Below are 17,385 nucleotides of genomic sequence, written 5' to 3'. Positions count from 1 at the left end.
AACCCAACCCTAAATAAATAGAGTCGGGTTCTTTTTAACTCAAAAACCAAGAATAGCTGGTAGAACTATCACTCAGCGCTTTTGATACACCTGTGGCGAAGCCAAAGGCATTTACTCCTCTGTCAAGGAATGTGTCTAAATAGGATGATTTATTACTTCCTGTAAGTAAGTTGTAAAACTCCCACATATTAATATTTCCATCTGAATTTCTGCAAAAACTTTCATCTTGATAGTAGTCTTTTGCAATTGTAGATAAATGACCATCATTAAGTAGTAATTCAGGTAATAAGGATTTTTCTTTTCTTGGAAGATAATTATACAATCTGCTTTTACCAATAATTTGAGCAAAGTCTCTTTCAGTTAATGAATATTCTAATAGATTTTTCATTGAATTTAAATGCTCATTAGCTTGGTAGCTTTGGATTACTTGCATTATTTTTTCTTCTAAATCTAAAAAACTCATTGCTCTAATTTCACTTTGAAATCCATCTGTATTGATACAAAGATTGCAACAAACCATGTTTTGAAATCCGATAAAGAATTTAAATTTTTCATAGGTTTTTTTATTGTAGAGGTTTTCCAAGTTGTATGACCTTACACCTCCAATAGTTAATGCTAATTTATTACCATTTATGTCTTCAGTTATACTAGGTATTCTTACAATGAACCCCATTCTTTCAAAATATTGAGTTTTTTCATTCTCTTGCAAGTCTTTCACATTTTTATGAATTGCTTCAGGAACTCTGCCTTTGATTTGATGACTTACTCTAATTTCAGGCTCATCAAAAGTTTCATTAGGAAACATTTTTTTGATAGCAGAAATAGAGGTTTCAATAAAATCTGAATGGGAAATTGTAATTTCATTATCTTTAGTAAAAACAGGTATTACACATTTTTCTTTTAGTATAGATAGAGTTATATCTTCACTATTTGCAGTAATAAATGGCGTAGTGTTTTTTAAAGTTGGCAAATTCTGTACTTGATTTGAAGAAGTAAGGTTAAGATTACTTGTAATATTCAAATTATTATTTAAAACATTAGGTAACTCTAAAAAAGGTTGTTTCATACCAGCAAAGGAAAGATTATCATTTTCTGCTGGTAAATCATAGCTGGGTTTAATTATTTCAAGCTCCATTTCTATTTTGTGTTAAGTTAGATGTTAGTTCATTAATTAGTTTTTGTTTGTTTACAAAATCTTGTTCAATTGTCTTAGATAAATCAATGTTCTCATTGTAAAGTGTAGTAAGTTCTTTCATGTTATTGCATTCAGAGACCTTTATTTGAAGCTCTCCTTTTGTCATAGTGCTATTACTCCAATTAAGTATTTTCTTGCCAGTCTGAGCAGTTATTACAAATTGAGGTTTCCCTTCAAATAGACTAGTTCTGTCTTTTGATGCAGAAGCATAATGTTTATTATCTAATTCAAATAGAATAGTAAAATCATAACTAATTTCATCCCTTTGAATTGCTTTTAAACCAACCTTTTCAGGAACTATTTTACCATTCTTTTCATTTAAAACATAATCTTGCTTTACACGCATTGTGCAAATAATATGCACATTACTTTGAAGAATTTTATCAATAAATCCTTTTTGTCTTGGAGTTACCTTATTCCAGTTAGTAAATGTATTACCAGCAAGGGAAGAATGATAATCAAGCAAGTAATACCAGCAATGTGATATGCTATCTAAAATTATTACTTCCATTCCAGCTTTTTCACAGACCTCAATAGCTTCAATATATCTTTCAGGTGAATGTGGATTGTCCAATGAAAGAACATTGTATTTGCCTAAATGAGAATATAAGTTTGAACTACCATTCTCTGTATCAATAATGGCAACCTTACTTAGGTTTCCATTTGTTAATCCTTGTGCTATTAAAATTGCACTTGTAGTTTTTCCACTACCACTAGGTCCTTGTAAAGCCATTTTTATCTTGGTTTTACTTCTTTCTGATTTTTTTAGTTGCATTTTTTTAATTTTTATCAATAAAAAAAGGGAGCAATTGCTCCCTTTTAATTTTATGTTTTTTAATTTTCTTAAATGTGTTTTAATCCAAAACTATAACTGTATTCAATCATTTTTTTTCCAGCATTAAAATTTACAATCCACGCATCTTCTTCGTGACTTAAATCAACTATTTCTTTTCTGCTTGAATCCTTAAATCTAGCTAAAACTGTTTCTAATGTATTAATCTCTTCTTGATTAAATAACTCTGGGTTGAAAACTCTGTTTGTGATATTACTAAATTGTTCTCCATAATATCCATCTCCAAAATCTATACCTTTTAATTCAATGTCATTGTTTCTTTGAACTGTTTCAAATATTGTGTTGAAATTATTAGGTACTGGACCATAATCAATTGCAACATATCTTGTTCCACTTATTGAAAATGAATTGTTTTTAAAGAAAAGAAAGTCAGAATAAAATAAAAGTTTATTCATAACTGTTTTCATTGGAGATAGCCTTTCAGTAAAAAAGACAATCATTTCAGTCAGTTTTTGAAAACTAGGAGTCTTATATCCTGTATAAATATCTGGATTACTTTCTCCTAAAACAAAAGTGTTAAAATCAATAATAAAATGATTCTTTTGTTCAATTATAATTAAACTATCAATATATCTTAATAAATCATCTTTTTCTTTTTCTAGAAAGACACCTTCACTCTCTTGAACAAGAGTTTTAAATGATGCAGGAGATTTTGCTAATTGAATTAATTTCGCATTAGCTAAACTTGGGACTTCTCCGTTTTCATAATTTCTATATGTATTAACACCAAATCCTAAAACAAGTCCCATTTTATTTGCTGGTAAATCATATTTTTTTCTAATAATATTAATTTCTTCAGGAAATGGAAGGTTATACTTGTCTAAATATTGGTTGTAAACTTGTGTTATATTTAATGTGTCAAGGTTAGTATCTGTGAAAGTCTCACCTGTATCTTCACATAAATAACTATGATGTGTGTATTCAAACTCTTCCTTTCTAAAAACCAATATTTTTTTTTCTTTTATAAGGTTCATTTCCTTATTTGTAATTGGACTTTTCATTTTGTTTACTTTTTTAAAGGATATGTTAAAGGGTGCTCTGCGATATGAAATGAAATGCAAAATGCTTTACTAGGTAACAATGTAATCTTTACATATATTTCATTTTTCTTTACATTAGTTCCAAAAACCCACATTGGATTGTTTCCATATTGGTCATTGTCTATAGGTCCTTCACAATAATCTTCTATATTAAGGTTTAAAAGAATATTATCTCTAAACTTTGGTGTAATCTCTAAATCAGCCAAAGTTTGCGTGTTCTTATCTCTATTAGCATAAAGAATGCCAAACATATTCATATTAATTTTAAATTCAGTAAGAAACTTTTTTACTTCAGATTCCATTCTGTATTTTAATAAGTTTGACAATTAAATTCTTTGCAAAGGTAAATATTATTTTTAATAATCAACTATATAGTTTGTTTTTTTGATAAAAATAGCTAAATAATCAACTATATAGTGTATGTGTTAAGTTTTCAATTCTGTTTTTATACCATACCCCGAAAACACCCTATAAAAGATAACTGCTTTAATACTAATGTTTTTTTTATTTATAAATTATTTGCTTTAAATATTACTTTTAAATACTTAATATATTATAAGTTATCTTTTATTGCGGGATTTCAAGGTGTGGGGATGTTAAAAAAGAGCCTTTATTCAGGCTCTTTATTGGTTTGTTTTTTTAATGCAGGCTCAAGATATTTTTCAATATCTTTTTCAACATCATAGGAACAAAAGTTATCAAAAATAATTGGTAATAATTCAATTACTTTTTCAGCAATAACACAATAATAACTTACTTGAGATGGAATGTCATTAACAACTTGAGGTTTGACCTTTTTAGTTATTATTCCTAATTCAATAAATCTTTTAATTATTGTATTTGCTCTGGTCTCTTTTATCCCAAGTTCTTTGTAGATGGTTGGAATTGACATATAAAATTCTTTAAATTTAAAACTATGAAACTTTATAATAAATGTTTCAAACAAAACTCTTTCATCACAAGAAAAGAAGTTGTTATACCTTTGAAAAGACAATAATCTTAACCCAAAAATAGAATTATAATCAACAATGATATAGTGAAATTGTTCACTATAAGTACCAGCTAATTCTTTTCTGTTCATAATGATTTTTGAACCAGCATTAAGAAGAGGAGTAAAGTTAGTATCATTATCCTTTTCGTCTTTAAATAAAGGCACCAGAATGAATTTTACTTTCTTGCCATCTTCAAAGTTTTCTTCATATGTTAGAGATTGATTATATAAATCAATCTCTTCTCTTGGTTCTTGGTTCATGATATATTTGTCATCATAGTCCCAGCTGTCTCCTTGATAAAGATTATAGGTGCTTTCAGCAAAACTTAAACCCTTGTCATCATCTTCGTCTTCAAAGTCTTCAATAAAATCATTCATTGTCTAACTATTTAGTTTTGTTAAACAATCTAACACCTCTCTTTTTTTATAGTATTTTCTGTTTCCAATACCATAAACTATAAGCTTACCTTTTCTAGTCCATTCCCATAGGGTACTTGAATCTATTTTTAGGAATTGATAAGTCTCTTCTCTTGTAAGAAGTTCATCTTGATTTTCTTCTTTTAACGAAGTCTTTAACTCTTCTAACTGTGTTTTTAAAGTCTCTTTTAAGAGTTCTTGAAATTGTAGTACATCTATGTTGTGTACTAATAAACTGTTTTGCATCATAATTAAAATGATTAAATTAATAATTGATGCAAGCTGGGTTAGGTAAAAATTAGGTTTTTACCTAGAAGTTGTTTTTTTTATTAATATAGCCAATGTCTGAAAGTTTCTTTTTGACTTTACTAGTTAATTTGATGCTTTTTAATGGGTTTTTGTCTTGTTCAATTTCTTTGTTAAAAATAGGATTAATATAGGGTTGTATTGTAGTAATATTTTCTCCAGTTATTGCTGAGAGTACAGAAGCAAGACTATTTGTTGTGGTGTTAAATGGTGGGTTATTTTTAAGAAATTCGAGAACACCTAATTCATATAAAAAAACAATTTTTTCATTAGCTTTAGTATCACTATAATCAACAGGAGGAATAAAAGTATTTGGATTAAGTTTATCATTCAAAAATGCTATTTTCTTTTCTAATGCTGGTTTTATTTCATTTGAATAATTCTTTTTCTCGAAGTTTTCAAGTAATCTTTTATATTTTGATAATTCAAGTTCAATAAATAATTCTTCATTACTTTGATTCTTATTGTCATCCATCAAAAACACATTAACCATTTCTTGATACTTATCATTGAACACACTAAAGCTACAATAATCCCAAAATGCTGATTCTTCTTTACTTGCTCTAAAAACTTGTGCAGATTTAAGAAAAATGTTTTCTTTAATTATAGATTCAATTTCTTTTTTATCACCAGTAATAACAGTACTTAATTCAAGTTTAATTAAGTCATCTTCTAAACTAGTTAATTGTTTTTTAAGCTCTATAAAATTTTCCATATTAAAAATAATTTGCTAAAGACATTGCTCTATCTGTGTGATTTTTTCCTATATAATTTAAAAATGATTTCTCTGTACTATGTCCTGTAGCACTCATTATAAGTGATGTTGGGATTTCACCATAGAAATTTGTAGCAAAAGACCTTCTGCCAATATGAGAAGTTAACAACTCGTATTTTTTGTACTTCTTTTTTACTTTTCGATGTAAATCTGAATCAAGTTTTGAACCTTCAACTAACTCATTTAATTCTGCTTTTTGCCCAACTAGCTTAATGTATTTATTGTATTTAACATCTGAGATTTGTCTAGGAAAATCACCACCCCTTTTTTCTAAAATTTCCAACACTTTAGGATGCAAAGCTAGTGGCAAGTTTAGATTAGTCTTCTTTTGAGTGAACTCTATAAGTTTCTTTTTCTTGCCATTAGTATCAACTTGTTCTCTTATCATTGATTTATTAAACCGCATAAAATCTGAAACTCTTTGACCTGTGAAACAGCTTATTATAAGCCAATCTCTGGCATTGTCAAGATAATCTGGTAAGTCATTTAAATTTGATATGATATCTAATTCTTCAAATGTTAAGTAATTAATTGATGTTTTATCTTTTTTTAATGACCAATCAAAAATTTCATCATTAACTTTTATAGTCTTTTTTGCAAATTTACAAATGGTTTTAATGCTTGTAAAATCAACAATAATTGTATTTTGATTATAGTTTAATTTTTGGAGATAACTATAAAATCTATTAAAAAACATTAAATCAATATCTTTAACAGATATTTTGTTTTTAATTAGTTCTTCATATTTAATAATCTTGTTTTTTGTTGTGTTTAATTTTTTCTTGGAGTTTCTATTATTAATAAAAAGTTCAATGTAATAATCAAAGTATTCAGTTAAATCTACTGGGTTTTTATCTCCATTATCTTGATATTCATCTGGATTATAAAACTGATTAATTTGTAATTCTAACCAAGCTTTGTCAATAAATTTAATGTTTGTAGTATCAAATTTTTCAAGTATAAACAAATTCAGTTTATTTATTAAATCTTTTACCCTGTTTTGTTCAGCAATTAATTCTGTATCTTTTAATTTTGTTGAGTTGTGATATTTATCCCAATAAGTTTTGGTTACTTTTATTTTTGAACTAGTACCTATAGTATAGTCCTTTCCAAGATGCCTGTATAGTAATCTTATTACCAAGCTGGCTTTATCTTTAGTTGAGCGGTATAAAAAATTAATACTTGCCATTATGGTTAATATTTTAAGGTTTACAAATCTAATAAAATTGTATTGTAAGTGTATTGTGAATTCAAAAATGATTCAAATCAATACAAAAATGAAGTGTGATAAATAATACGAAATTTTGAAAGAAGTATTGGAAATTATGAGGATTAGAATATGCTCTTTTAAATTGTTAAAACCCCATTTTGGGTGCTTGGTATTCCCACTCGGTGTACAAAACAAAAAAGCTCAGCATTTGCTGAGCTTTTTTATTATAAACTAGATTTAAATTGTTCTAAAAATCTAACATCGTTTTCATAAAACATTCTAATGTCGCCAATTTGGTACAATAACATCGCAATTCTTTCGATTCCCATACCAAAAGCGTAACCTGTATATTCATTTGGATCAATTCCGCAGTTTTTCAACACATTCGGATCTACCATTCCACAACCCATAATTTCTAACCAACCAGTTCCTTTTGTAATTCGGTAATCGGTTTCGGTTTTTAATCCCCAATAAATGTCTACTTCTGCACTTGGTTCTGTAAATGGGAAATATGACGGACGCAATCTGATTTTAGATTTTCCGAACATTTCTTTTGTGAAATATAATAACGTTTGTTTTAAATCGGCAAACGATACGTTTTTATCAATATATAAACCTTCTACTTGGTGAAAAATACAGTGTGAACGAGACGAAATTGCTTCATTACGGAAAACTCTACCTGGAGAAATTGTTCTAATAGGCGGTTTGTTGTTTTCCATATATCTTACTTGTACAGAAGAAGTATGCGTACGTAATAAAACATCTGGATTCGTTTGAATGAAAAACGTATCCTGCATGTCACGCGCTGGGTGATATTCTGGTAAGTTTAGAGCCGTAAAGTTATGCCAATCGTCTTCAATTTCTGGACCTTCAGACACATTGAAACCAATCGTAGAAAACACATCTAGAATTTGATTTTTCACTAAAGAAATCGGATGACGAGAACCAATATTTATTGGATTACCAGGACGAGACAAATCACCAAACAAGTTTATAGACTCTGTTTTTGATTCTAAAAGTTCCTGAATGCTTTTTACTTTTTCTTCCGCTGTATTTTTCAATTCGTTTACCACCTGACCAAATTCTTTCTTTTGTTCGTTTGGTACGTTTTTGAATTCGGCAAAGAAATCTTTCAACAAACCTTTACTTCCTAAATATTTTATACGAAATTCTTCTAAAGTCGTTTTGTCTTCAGTAGTAAAAGCTTTGGCTTCTTCAATATGTTCTTTAATCTTGTTTATCATCGTAATTGGGTAATAGTCTGCAAATTTATGTATTTTTTAGTGATTAGTGAAAAGTAATTAGTGAATAGTATTGAGAAAAACTTTTTAAATAAGTTAACGCAATTCTAAAAGTCACATGAAACTTAATTTTCATTTGTCACGAATGCACAAATTTTTTTCTTGTTGATTTGTGTAATTTGTTCATCTGAAGATGAATTCGAATGTATCAAATTATTAAAAATTCGATAATTCGTGGCGAAAAATTTTGGTATTTACTTTAGACTGAACACTAAAAACTGCCACTGACCACTAATTTATTATCTCTTTTTCTAAAAAATAATTCACAATGGCTTCTTTCATTAAAACCGATTGTTCGCCTGCTTTTAGTGCTGGTAATTCTTTTACTACTTTATAATGTGGCCAACCGTCTTTGTCGAAAAATTCAAATTCGTAATATCCGTAAGGTTCTAAAAGTTTACAAATGGCAATGTGCATTAAGTTTACTTTTTCATCTTTTTTAAATTCGGTATTTATTTTACCTAATTCTTGTACACCAATTAAATAAATAATAGCGTCCAAATCTAAAACTTCACCATCGGCAAATTTATCAGATAGAAAAGTGACTACATTTTCCCAGCGTTCTTTTAATTGTATATCTCTAGACATTTCTGTTTTGTTTTTGGCAAAGATAGTATTTGAGGTTTGCATTTTGTAGTTTTGTTTTTAGAAAATTAGAATTATGAGTTTTATCGATATTGTTTTCACCGCTTTGTTAGGTTATGCTTTATATAATGGCTTAAAAAATGGTCTTTTTGTAGAAATTGCTTCTTTTGGTTCTTTGATTATTGGAATTTTTGTAGCGATTAAATTTTCTAATATTGTCCGATTAACGTTAGAAGATATCGTAAAAGTAAATCCAAAATATATTGAAATTATTGCTTTTGCAATTACGTTTTTATTAGTAGTAATTGGTATTCATTTATTAGCGAAGTTTTTTACGAGTTTGACGAGTTTTGCTTCTTTAGGTTGGTTGAACAAGTTGGGTGGCGCGGTTTTTAGTGTGTTGAAAACCGTTTTAATGTTAAGTGTGGTAATTAGTTTGTTTCAGAAAATCAACATCAATCATATGTTGGTGAAAAAAGAAACGTTGAACACTTCCGTTTTTTATAATCCCATACAAGAAGTTTCTAAATTCATGTATCCAAGTTTAGAAAAATGGTATGAAGAATTGAAATCGAAAGCGAAAGAAAAACCGTATGAATTAAAGGTTTCGGATTCTACAAACGTAAAATGATTTTAAGATTATAAAACTTTTCATTTTTCAACTTAGGTTTGATAAACTTAAAGTTATCTCTAAAATTTATGATGTAAATTATTAGCTAAAATGTTCAATTATGAGATATTAGCGCTTTTTGTCGTTTAAAACATGTGTTTTGTCGGTAAAATTAATTTTGATTTTTTATTTTTTTAACATTTTATATGTTGTTATGTTATAAAACTATGATTTTTATCTCGGTTTTATATTGAATTTTTAGCAAAAGCTATCAATTTCTTTATTTTTCGTAAAAATTACTTCTACATTACAAAACGTTTATTTTAAATATATATTTGTTAACAGGCAATCAGGCAGTTACAAGCTAGTGTTGTTGTATTGATGGTGTTGTTAAAATATTATTTATGAATAAGATTAATTTTTTTAGTTTTTTATTGTTTTCCTTTTTTTGTTTTAATTTTTCTTATTCGGAAACTATTAACGCTGCTATTTTAGATGAATCTATTAAAACAGTTCGTTTAGATTATCAAACTCCAAATTTGTACGAAAGTCAGATTTTACTTGGGTTTATGAACGATATGGCCACTAACGGATTTGATCCTGGTTACGATGCGGAATGTCCGAATAATACTCCAAATCAGTTTTATTTTAAAACCAATACTCATAAATTAATCATTCAAGGTGTGGGTTATTATGATTCCGCTTTAACTTTTCCGTTGGGAATTTTAACCAATCAAACGGGCATAATAAAAATTAAAGTAAATTCTTTTGAAGGGTTTTCAAGTAGTCAGAATTTTTACGTTCATGATAATGTTACCAATTCATATCACGATATAAAAAACGGAATTTTTGAGATTTTTTTAAATTCAGGATTGCATGAAAATCGCTTTACATTAGCCTTTTCTAACACTTCAATTTTACTAGATGTTTCAACGTTTGAGTCCACAACTACTTTTTCAACAGTTGTTTCTGAATCTAATTGGGTGACAATTGTTAGTCCGCAAGCTCTTCAAAAAGTAGAAGTATACAACATCAATGGTAAAAAAATGGCAGAATTGACTTGTTCACAGAATGAAGTTTCATTTGATATGAATGCGTTTTCAAAAGGCGTTTATGTGGTGAATGCTTATAACATTTCGGGTGTTTCTTCGAAGAAATTGTTACTTCATTAAATTTTCCTATTCACTTACCCATTTAAACCCAACTCGCGGAATATTTTCAATAGTTAAATTCGGTGTTTCTTTGAAAATTTTACGCAATCGAGAAATAAAAACATCTAAACTTCTCCCTAAAAAATAATCGTCTGAACCCCAAAGTTCCATAAGTATTTTTTCGCGTTTTAAAACCGTATTCGGATTGTCTAAAAAGAGTTTTAATAATTGTGCTTCTCGTTCAGTAAGTGTGGTTTTTGTGCTTTCATTTTTAATTAAATAATTTTCGGGCTCGAAAACAAATCCAGCAAATTCATACTGTTTGACAGTTTTTTCAGTGTTTTTCTGACTACGGTGTAAAAAGACTTCAATTTTTAAAATCAATTCTTCAATAGAGTAGGGTTTCACTAAATAATCATCAGCACCTAATTTCAAACCTTTAATGCGGTCTTCTTTCATCGTTTTTGCCGACAAAAAAATAATTGGAATTTCTTGGTTGCGTTTTCTAATTTCGGTGGCTAATTCGAATCCGTCCATTTCTGGCATCATAATATCCGTTACTACAATATCAAATGGATTTTTGCAGAATGTTTCTAAACCTATTTTACCATTTGTGCAATGTACTACATCAAAATGTTGCTCTAAATTATCAGAAGTTAAAAACGCTAAGGTTTCTTCGTCTTCAATATATAAAACTTTCTTCTTAGACATATTCTTTTGAATTAATTAAGATGGTAACTGTTACTCCTTTTTCTATGTTATTGGCAATAGCAATTTTCCAATGGTGCAAATCGCAAATCTTTTTCACATACGACAAACCTATTCCAAAACCTTCAATATTGGTGATGTCTTTTCTTGAAACTCTGTAAAATTTATCGAAAACGAAAGGTAAATCTTTTGCCGGAATTCCGCAACCATTATCTTTAATTTGTATGGAAAGTTGTTGGTGACTTTGAGTTACATTAATTTCAATTTTCGGTGAAGATTCAGAATATTTTACTGCATTGTCAACTAAATTAAACAGAATGTTATACATGTGAAATTCGTCTGCAGTAATTTGAAATGGTTTTGCAACGTTAATTTCGATGTCTATTTTTTTATCATATTTTAAAAGAATATTATCTTTTACTAAATCTAAAACAGGTTTGATTTCGAATTTCGTTTTGTCAATTAACATTTGTTTGCTTTCCGTTTTGGCTACATACAAGATTTTTTCAATATGTTCGTTGAGTTTATTAGTCTGATTTACAATAATTTGATTGTATTTCATCAGTTTTGTGTTTTCTTTAATTTCGCTTTGCTGTTTCACATAATTCGAAGCAATTAAAATAGAAGCTAAGGGCGTTTTAAATTCATGCGACATATTATTAATAAAATCTTTCTGTAGTTCGGTATATTTTTTTTGTTTTAGCATTAAAACTACCGAGTATACATAAATGATTAAAACCAAAAATAAAACCGTGGTAAAAATCCAATATTGATTTAGATTTTTAAAATAATTTTGTTCAATATCTGGAAATCTAATGGCAAAATAATAGGTGTATTCTGGGTTTTTGGTAAAACATGTTGGACATTTTATGGGTTCTTTTTTACCATTACTGTTAATGTGATTGCTAAACGCCATCTGATCTGAGGTACAATTGTAAATGGCATATTCGAAATCTACATCTAAATTATTTTTTTGAAATTCAGAAATTAAATAGTGTTCTAAAATGGTGTTTTCAAATTCATAGTTAACATTTACTGTAAAGTAATTTCCAGATACTTTTTCTACCTGATTAGCCACTAATAATCCAGTTTGATTGTCTTTATACAATTTTTCTAAAACGTCTTGTAAAGCAAAAAATATTTTGTCTTCCGTATCTTTTTTGGCTAATTTGTGTGCGTTGTTTATTATAAATAATTGCATAATAATCACCCCAACAATAGCGAGGAAGCCAATTATGATGACTATATTAAATTTAGAAAGTTTCATTTTTTGTATAATTTTCAACGATATTACTACAATTTTTTATGCAAAAGGAATCATTAACAAGTCATTAACACAATAAATATAACTGATTAACAGTAGTAAACAAAAAAATAAATACATTTGCTATATCAAAAAATTTAAAATTTTAAAAAATCAATACTTATGAAAACAGTAAAATTATTTGCATTTGCTTTATTAGTTTCTTCAGTGTCATTTGCACAAACAAAAGCGAAACGTTCTGGTGTTAACAAAGCTGTGACTGTAACTCCTATGCAGGCGCCAGCTCCAGTAGCAGCTCCAGCCGCACCAGCTACTCCAGCTGCACCACAAACTCCTTCTTTATTAAAATGGGATAAAGAAACTCATGAATTTGGTACTATCGAACAAGGGAAACCAGTTTCATATGAATTTACTTTTACTAACACAACTAACAAAGATATTACTTTAACAAATGTTAAGGCATCTTGTGGTTGTACAGCTACTAACTATACAAAAACGGCTGTAAAACCAGGAGAAAAAGGAACAGTTACAGCTACTTATAATGCTGCTTCTGGTGGGGCTTTCCATAAAACAGTAACAGTTATGACAAGTGAAGAAAATGCTGCTCCAAAAATCATTACAATTAAAGGAACAGTTAAAACAAATGATGCTCCTGCTGTTGTAGCACCATCGAAATAATAACAATTTTTTTTCTATATTTAATCCCGATAAGTTTATCTTATCGGGATTTTTTTATGGAAAAAGTTGTAATAAATAGTCCGCTAGGATTCGTGTTGATTGAAGGAGATGAAAAAGGAATTTCTAAAATTTCGATTACTTCTGAGGAAGTTGTAAAGTCTGATACAATTCCTAGTATGTTTACGGAAGTTGTACAGCAATTAAAAGAGTATTTCGATGGCCATCGTACCGATTTTCAGTTTAAAATGAATCCATCAGGTACGGAATTTCAGCAGAAAGTTTGGCAGGAGTTGCTAAAAATTCCTTTCGGGAAAACGATTTCTTATCAGGAAATAACCAAAACATTAGGCGATCCAAAAGCTATTCGTGCTGTGGCAAATGCCAATGGTAAAAACCCACTTTGGATAGTTGTTCCTTGTCACCGAGTAATAGGTTCTGATGGTTCTTTAACGGGTTATGCAGGTGGTTTGTGGCGAAAAAAATGGTTGCTTGATCATGAAAATCCTGTGAAACAACAAAGTTTGTTTTAAAATTTCTTATCTTGCTATTAAATTCTTTTATTCATGAAATTTCTTAAAAAATTCTTCAAATGGTTTTTAATTAGCTTTAGTAGCATCATTATTTTGATGTATATTTTTGATGTTGATTATTTACTTCGCGCTGTCAGAACCATCTATTTAAAAGGCTATACAACGGCTTTTTTAGAAGATTATAGAGAATTCCCAAATCGTGCCATAAAAAAAGGGATCGCTCAGCCTTGGCCCATTTCAAAAGCGTATAACACTGTTCCAGCTACGGAAATTTTAAATAAAACGCATAAAGACTTACAAACTATTGCTTATTTAATTATCAAAAACGATAGTATTTGGCATGAAAGTTATTTTGATGGTTTTAATAAAAACTCCAAATCAAACTCGTTTTCTGTAGCTAAAAGTGTCGTTTCAGCAGCTTTAGGAAAAGCGATTATGGATGGAAAAATTAAAAGTTTAGATCAGAAAGTGATAGATTTTTTTCCTGAACTAAAAGGAAAATACGCCAATGAAGTTACTGTAGGCGATTTGTCTACGATGTCATCTGGTTTAAGTTGGGACGAAAAATATTACAGTCCATTATCTATAGTTACAAGAGCTTATTTTGATGACAATTTGAAAGATATAATTCTAAATTTAGAAATCAAAAAGAAACCGGGTCAGCAGTTCGAATATTTAAGTGGTACTACTCAATTGTTAGCCATGTGTATTGAAAAAGCAACAGGAAAATATTTATCAAATTATGTTTCAGATAGTTTTTGGAAACCTATGGGTGCAGAAAACGAAGCGCTTTGGCAGTTAGATGAAGCCGATACAGGAATTGAAAAAGCTTATTGTTGCATCGCTAGTAACGCTAGAGATTTTGCGCGTTTTGGAAAGTTATACAAACAAAACGGAAAATGGAATGGCAAACAAATTTTAGATAGTGCTTTTGTAGCTAAATCGTTACAGCCAAGATTTGCTGATAGTCCGGAATATGGTTATGGTTGGTGGTTGCATACTATAAAAGGCAAAAAAATCTTTTACATGCGCGGTCATTTAGGTCAGTTTGTAATTGTTATTCCAGAAGATGATGTTATCATTGTACGTTTAGGTCACATTAAAGGCCTACAAACCAACACAGACCCTCATAGTAATGATTTATATGTTTATATTGAAGAAGCCTACAAAATGATGAATAAGAATAAATAATAATTAAAAATACCATTTTATGTTACACGCCATTAATTTAGAAAATATCTTGTTTTTAGATATTGAAACCGTTCCAGAAGTTGAAAATTTTAGTGATTTAGATCAAGATTTTCAAGAGTTATTTGCTCACAAAACACAATACCAAAGAAAGGATGAAGTTCCACCAGAAGCTTTTTATGAAAGAGCTGGGATTTGGGCCGAATTTGGAAAAATTATTTGCATATCTGTGGGATATTTTACTCAGAAACAAGGAGAAAGACAATTTAGAGTGACCACATTTCAAGGTGATGAAGAACGTTTGTTGATTGATTTCTCTAACTTAGTGACAAATCATTTTAGTTTGCCGCATCATTTAATGTGTGGCCATAATGTAAAAGAATTCGATTTTCCATTTATTGCCAGAAGAATGTTAATTCATGGAATTAAAATTCCTTCAAAACTAAATTTAATGGGGAAAAAACCTTGGGAAGTCCCACATTTAGATACTTTAGAATTATGGAAATTTGGCGATTATAAACATTTTACTTCTTTAAAGTTACTTACAAAAGTACTAGGCGTACCTTCTCCAAAAGACGATATTGATGGGAGTGAGGTAGCTAAAGTTTTTTATAAAGACAAAGACATCGACAGAATTGCCATTTATTGTGAAAAAGATGTTATTGCAGTAGCACAGATTATTTTAAAATTAAAGCTACAGAAACTCTTAACCGATGATGAAATTTTAAAAGTATAACAACAAAAAAACCACGTGAAAACGTGGTTTTTTAATGAAAACAATTGTTTTATTTATTTTTCTGCTAAAGCATTTGTACTAAATCTTTTAACATCAGCTACTGCATTTTCATTATAAACTACTGCGTTAAGTGCTTTTGTACTGTAAAAATTCCAAAGTCCTACTTTTTTGCCTTGTTCGAATGAACCTTCTGCAATTAAGTTCCCTGCTTCATCGTATGATTTCCATAAACCATCAGTTTTTCCATCTACATAGTTTCCTTGGTGCATTATTTTTCCGTTTGAATGGAAATAGGTTACTTTTATTGTGTTTTCTGAAATTTGTTCGCCAACTGGTTGTGTTTCTTGTGCAAAACCAAAAGCTGTAAATATAAATAAACCGAAGATTAGAGCTAAATTTTTCATTGTGACGGGTGTTACGATTAATAATAAAGTAAAACTACAAATTATTTTTACAATTACCAAACATAAACTTAACAATTTCGTAACATTGAAAAATTTAACATAAAAAAAGCGATCTGTACAAGACCGCTTTTTCTATAAATTTAAGTTTTTTCTTATTGTAATAATGAACTACCACCTACAGTTGACCAAGCTCCGTTAGTTAAATTTGCTCCAGTAGAAGTTGTTGAAGTAGTATACTGACCTGCTGGAAAAGCAACGGTAGTTACCGTAGAAGTTCCACCAAATTGAGGAGTTGTTCCGTTAATTTTAACATTAGTAAGTTTAATTTTACTAGCGTTAACTTGGTTGTTGTTCGTATTCACATCTTGAATTCTTACAGCTACTGCATTTGCGTTAGTTGTGTAACCTTCAATTAAAATGTTTGAATAATCACCGTTACCTTGGTTTTTAAATTGTATTGCATCATATTCAGCTGAATTGTTTTCAGTTAAAGTACCTGCAGCTCTTTTTAAAGTAATATTTGTTACTTTTGGCCAGAAATTATTGTTGTTGTTTTTAGATTCAATTTCCATTCCGAAATTACCTGTTCCTGTTTGATACGCATACCAATTAGTACTTAATTGTCCTTTCCAACCATCTTGCCAGTCGAAAGAATCGTCAAAGTTTCCGTAAGAAATAGCGTTAATTAAGTTTACTGTTCCACCGTAAAATTCGAAACCATCATCAGCACCTTTGTAAGCTACTAAGTTTTCTAAAACTGTTCCTGAACCAACTGAATAGAATGAGAAACCATTCATTTCAGAAGTACCATCAGTAATTTTCTTTCCGGCATATTCTACACGAACATATTTTAATGATCCACCATTGTGTGTTTCGTTAGTTCCTCCATAAGGATTTGCTAAACCGTCTTCAGAAGTAGCTGTTGTTACACCACCTACTGCAACAATTGGAGCATCTCCATACATGATGATTCCACCCCATGATCCTGGAGTTTCAGAACTTTCGGTAAATACTACTGGTTCTGCAGCAGTTCCGTTAATGATTAATTTTCCACCATTTTCAACAACTAAAGCATCAATTGTTCCATCTGATAATGTTGCAGTGAATTTAGAACCTGCCTCTATTGTAACCGTAGCTCCAGATTTAATTTTTACGATACCTTTTAAAGTATAGTTTCCAAATGCAAGATTTCTATTTGTTGTAATATCACCTGTAATTTCTCCTACAACTGGTGCTTTTGGAGTTGCTACTGTTTCATCATTATCTTCAGAACAACTTACGAATAACAAACTTAATACGGATAAGCTTAAAATTAATTTTTTCATTGTGTGTGTTTTTTAAATTTTTGTTATGCAAATCTATAGAGGTGGAATAACTATTGAGTTAACCAAATATTAATAAAATTTTAAGGTTTTTTATGAATGTAAATTCTTTGTAAATAAA

At 29.4% G+C, this 17,385-nt stretch carries 20 protein-coding genes; 6 read left to right on the top strand and 14 right to left on the bottom strand.

The window, feature by feature from the left end; all coding sequences use genetic code 11:
- Positions 1–34: 34 nt before the first annotated feature.
- The 10 genes from G4D72_RS09870 to G4D72_RS09825 all read right to left on the bottom strand — a co-directional run bounded on the left by G4D72_RS09870 (position 35) and on the right by G4D72_RS09825 (position 8,676).
- The gene (locus tag G4D72_RS09870; RefSeq protein WP_166077520.1) at positions 35–1,135 is read right to left on the bottom strand and encodes a DUF3871 family protein; all 1,101 of its coding nucleotides are present in this window, start codon (positions 1,133–1,135) and stop codon (positions 35–37) included.
- Entirely contained in the window at positions 1,125–1,970 is an 846-nt protein-coding gene (locus tag G4D72_RS09865) for an AAA family ATPase (RefSeq protein WP_166077519.1), read from the bottom strand. The genes G4D72_RS09870 and G4D72_RS09865 overlap by 11 nt, the downstream gene beginning before the upstream one ends.
- Positions 1,971–2,038: 68 nt before the next feature.
- The gene (locus G4D72_RS09860) at positions 2,039–3,049 is read right to left on the bottom strand and encodes a type II toxin-antitoxin system antitoxin SocA domain-containing protein (RefSeq protein WP_166077518.1); all 1,011 of its coding nucleotides are present in this window, start codon (positions 3,047–3,049) and stop codon (positions 2,039–2,041) included.
- A 5-nt stretch (positions 3,050–3,054) separates the two neighbouring features.
- Entirely contained in the window at positions 3,055–3,390 is a 336-nt protein-coding gene (locus tag G4D72_RS09855) for a type II toxin-antitoxin system MqsR family toxin (RefSeq protein ID WP_166077517.1), read from the bottom strand.
- Between the two features lie 308 nt (positions 3,391–3,698).
- On the bottom strand, positions 3,699–4,457 hold the full coding sequence (locus G4D72_RS09850; RefSeq protein ID WP_166077516.1) for a hypothetical protein: 759 nt from the start codon (positions 4,455–4,457) through the stop codon (positions 3,699–3,701).
- 3 nt (positions 4,458–4,460) lie between these two features.
- The gene (locus tag G4D72_RS09845; RefSeq protein WP_235922485.1) at positions 4,461–4,745 is read right to left on the bottom strand and encodes a helix-turn-helix domain-containing protein; all 285 of its coding nucleotides are present in this window, start codon (positions 4,743–4,745) and stop codon (positions 4,461–4,463) included.
- A 61-nt stretch (positions 4,746–4,806) separates the two neighbouring features.
- The gene (locus G4D72_RS09840) at positions 4,807–5,517 is read right to left on the bottom strand and encodes a hypothetical protein (protein WP_166077515.1); all 711 of its coding nucleotides are present in this window, start codon (positions 5,515–5,517) and stop codon (positions 4,807–4,809) included.
- 1 nt (position 5,518) lies between these two features.
- Positions 5,519–6,766: a phage integrase SAM-like domain-containing protein gene (locus G4D72_RS09835; protein WP_166077514.1), complete on the bottom strand. Its 1,248-nt coding sequence runs from the start codon at positions 6,764–6,766 to the stop codon at positions 5,519–5,521.
- Between the two features lie 245 nt (positions 6,767–7,011).
- Positions 7,012–8,031, bottom strand: coding sequence for a phenylalanine--tRNA ligase subunit alpha (pheS, locus tag G4D72_RS09830; protein WP_166077513.1), 1,020 nt, complete (start codon positions 8,029–8,031; stop codon positions 7,012–7,014).
- A 288-nt stretch (positions 8,032–8,319) separates the two neighbouring features.
- A complete protein-coding gene (locus tag G4D72_RS09825) occupies positions 8,320–8,676 on the bottom strand; it encodes a hypothetical protein (RefSeq protein WP_166077512.1) in 357 nt (118 codons plus the stop codon).
- A gap of 73 nt (positions 8,677–8,749) precedes the next feature.
- On the opposite strand from G4D72_RS09825, the gene G4D72_RS09820 reads away from it, so the two are divergent.
- Together G4D72_RS09820 and G4D72_RS09815 are read left to right on the top strand one after the other, a co-directional pair.
- Positions 8,750–9,304, top strand: coding sequence for a CvpA family protein (locus G4D72_RS09820; RefSeq protein WP_166077511.1), 555 nt, complete (start codon positions 8,750–8,752; stop codon positions 9,302–9,304).
- A 383-nt stretch (positions 9,305–9,687) separates the two neighbouring features.
- Entirely contained in the window at positions 9,688–10,455 is a 768-nt protein-coding gene (locus G4D72_RS09815) for a T9SS type A sorting domain-containing protein (protein ID WP_166077510.1), read from the top strand.
- A 6-nt stretch (positions 10,456–10,461) separates the two neighbouring features.
- On the opposite strand, the gene G4D72_RS09810 is transcribed toward G4D72_RS09815, so the two are convergent.
- Together G4D72_RS09810 and G4D72_RS09805 are read right to left on the bottom strand one after the other, a co-directional pair.
- Positions 10,462–11,145, bottom strand: coding sequence for a response regulator transcription factor (locus tag G4D72_RS09810; protein WP_166077509.1), 684 nt, complete (start codon positions 11,143–11,145; stop codon positions 10,462–10,464).
- Positions 11,138–12,409, bottom strand: coding sequence for a sensor histidine kinase (locus G4D72_RS09805; protein WP_166077508.1), 1,272 nt, complete (start codon positions 12,407–12,409; stop codon positions 11,138–11,140). Before G4D72_RS09805 ends, G4D72_RS09810 begins: the two co-directional genes overlap by 8 nt.
- 159 nt (positions 12,410–12,568) lie before the next feature.
- Between G4D72_RS09805 and G4D72_RS09800 the strand changes: the two genes are divergently transcribed.
- The 4 genes from G4D72_RS09800 to G4D72_RS09785 are packed head-to-tail and all read left to right on the top strand — an operon-like array spanning position 12,569 to position 15,538.
- Positions 12,569–13,084, top strand: a complete 516-nt coding sequence (locus G4D72_RS09800; protein WP_166077506.1) for a DUF1573 domain-containing protein — start codon at positions 12,569–12,571, stop codon at positions 13,082–13,084.
- A 56-nt stretch (positions 13,085–13,140) separates the two neighbouring features.
- Positions 13,141–13,614: a methylated-DNA--[protein]-cysteine S-methyltransferase gene (locus tag G4D72_RS09795; RefSeq protein WP_166077505.1), complete on the top strand. Its 474-nt coding sequence runs from the start codon at positions 13,141–13,143 to the stop codon at positions 13,612–13,614.
- A gap of 33 nt (positions 13,615–13,647) precedes the next feature.
- Positions 13,648–14,805: a serine hydrolase domain-containing protein gene (locus tag G4D72_RS09790; protein WP_166077504.1), complete on the top strand. Its 1,158-nt coding sequence runs from the start codon at positions 13,648–13,650 to the stop codon at positions 14,803–14,805.
- 19 nt (positions 14,806–14,824) lie between these two features.
- Entirely contained in the window at positions 14,825–15,538 is a 714-nt protein-coding gene (locus G4D72_RS09785; RefSeq protein ID WP_166077503.1) for a 3'-5' exonuclease, read from the top strand.
- 53 nt (positions 15,539–15,591) lie between these two features.
- Here G4D72_RS09785 and G4D72_RS09780 read toward each other — a convergent pair whose 3' ends face one another.
- Positions 15,592–15,942 carry a toxin-antitoxin system YwqK family antitoxin gene (locus tag G4D72_RS09780; protein ID WP_166077502.1) on the bottom strand — a complete coding sequence of 117 codons (351 nt, stop codon included), beginning with the start codon at positions 15,940–15,942 and terminating at the stop codon, positions 15,592–15,594.
- Between the two features lie 152 nt (positions 15,943–16,094).
- Positions 16,095–17,267 (bottom strand): hypothetical protein, encoded by a 1,173-nt coding sequence (locus G4D72_RS09775; protein ID WP_166077501.1) that lies wholly within the window; start codon positions 17,265–17,267, stop codon positions 16,095–16,097.
- Between the last annotated feature and the right edge of the window lie 118 nt (positions 17,268–17,385).

The sequence above is a fragment of the Flavobacterium difficile genome (genome assembly GCF_011392115.1).
Classification (GTDB): domain Bacteria; phylum Bacteroidota; class Bacteroidia; order Flavobacteriales; family Flavobacteriaceae; genus Flavobacterium; species Flavobacterium difficile.
Note: the sequence above shows the minus strand (reverse complement) of the source record. Positions and strands in the feature narration are given on the sequence as shown.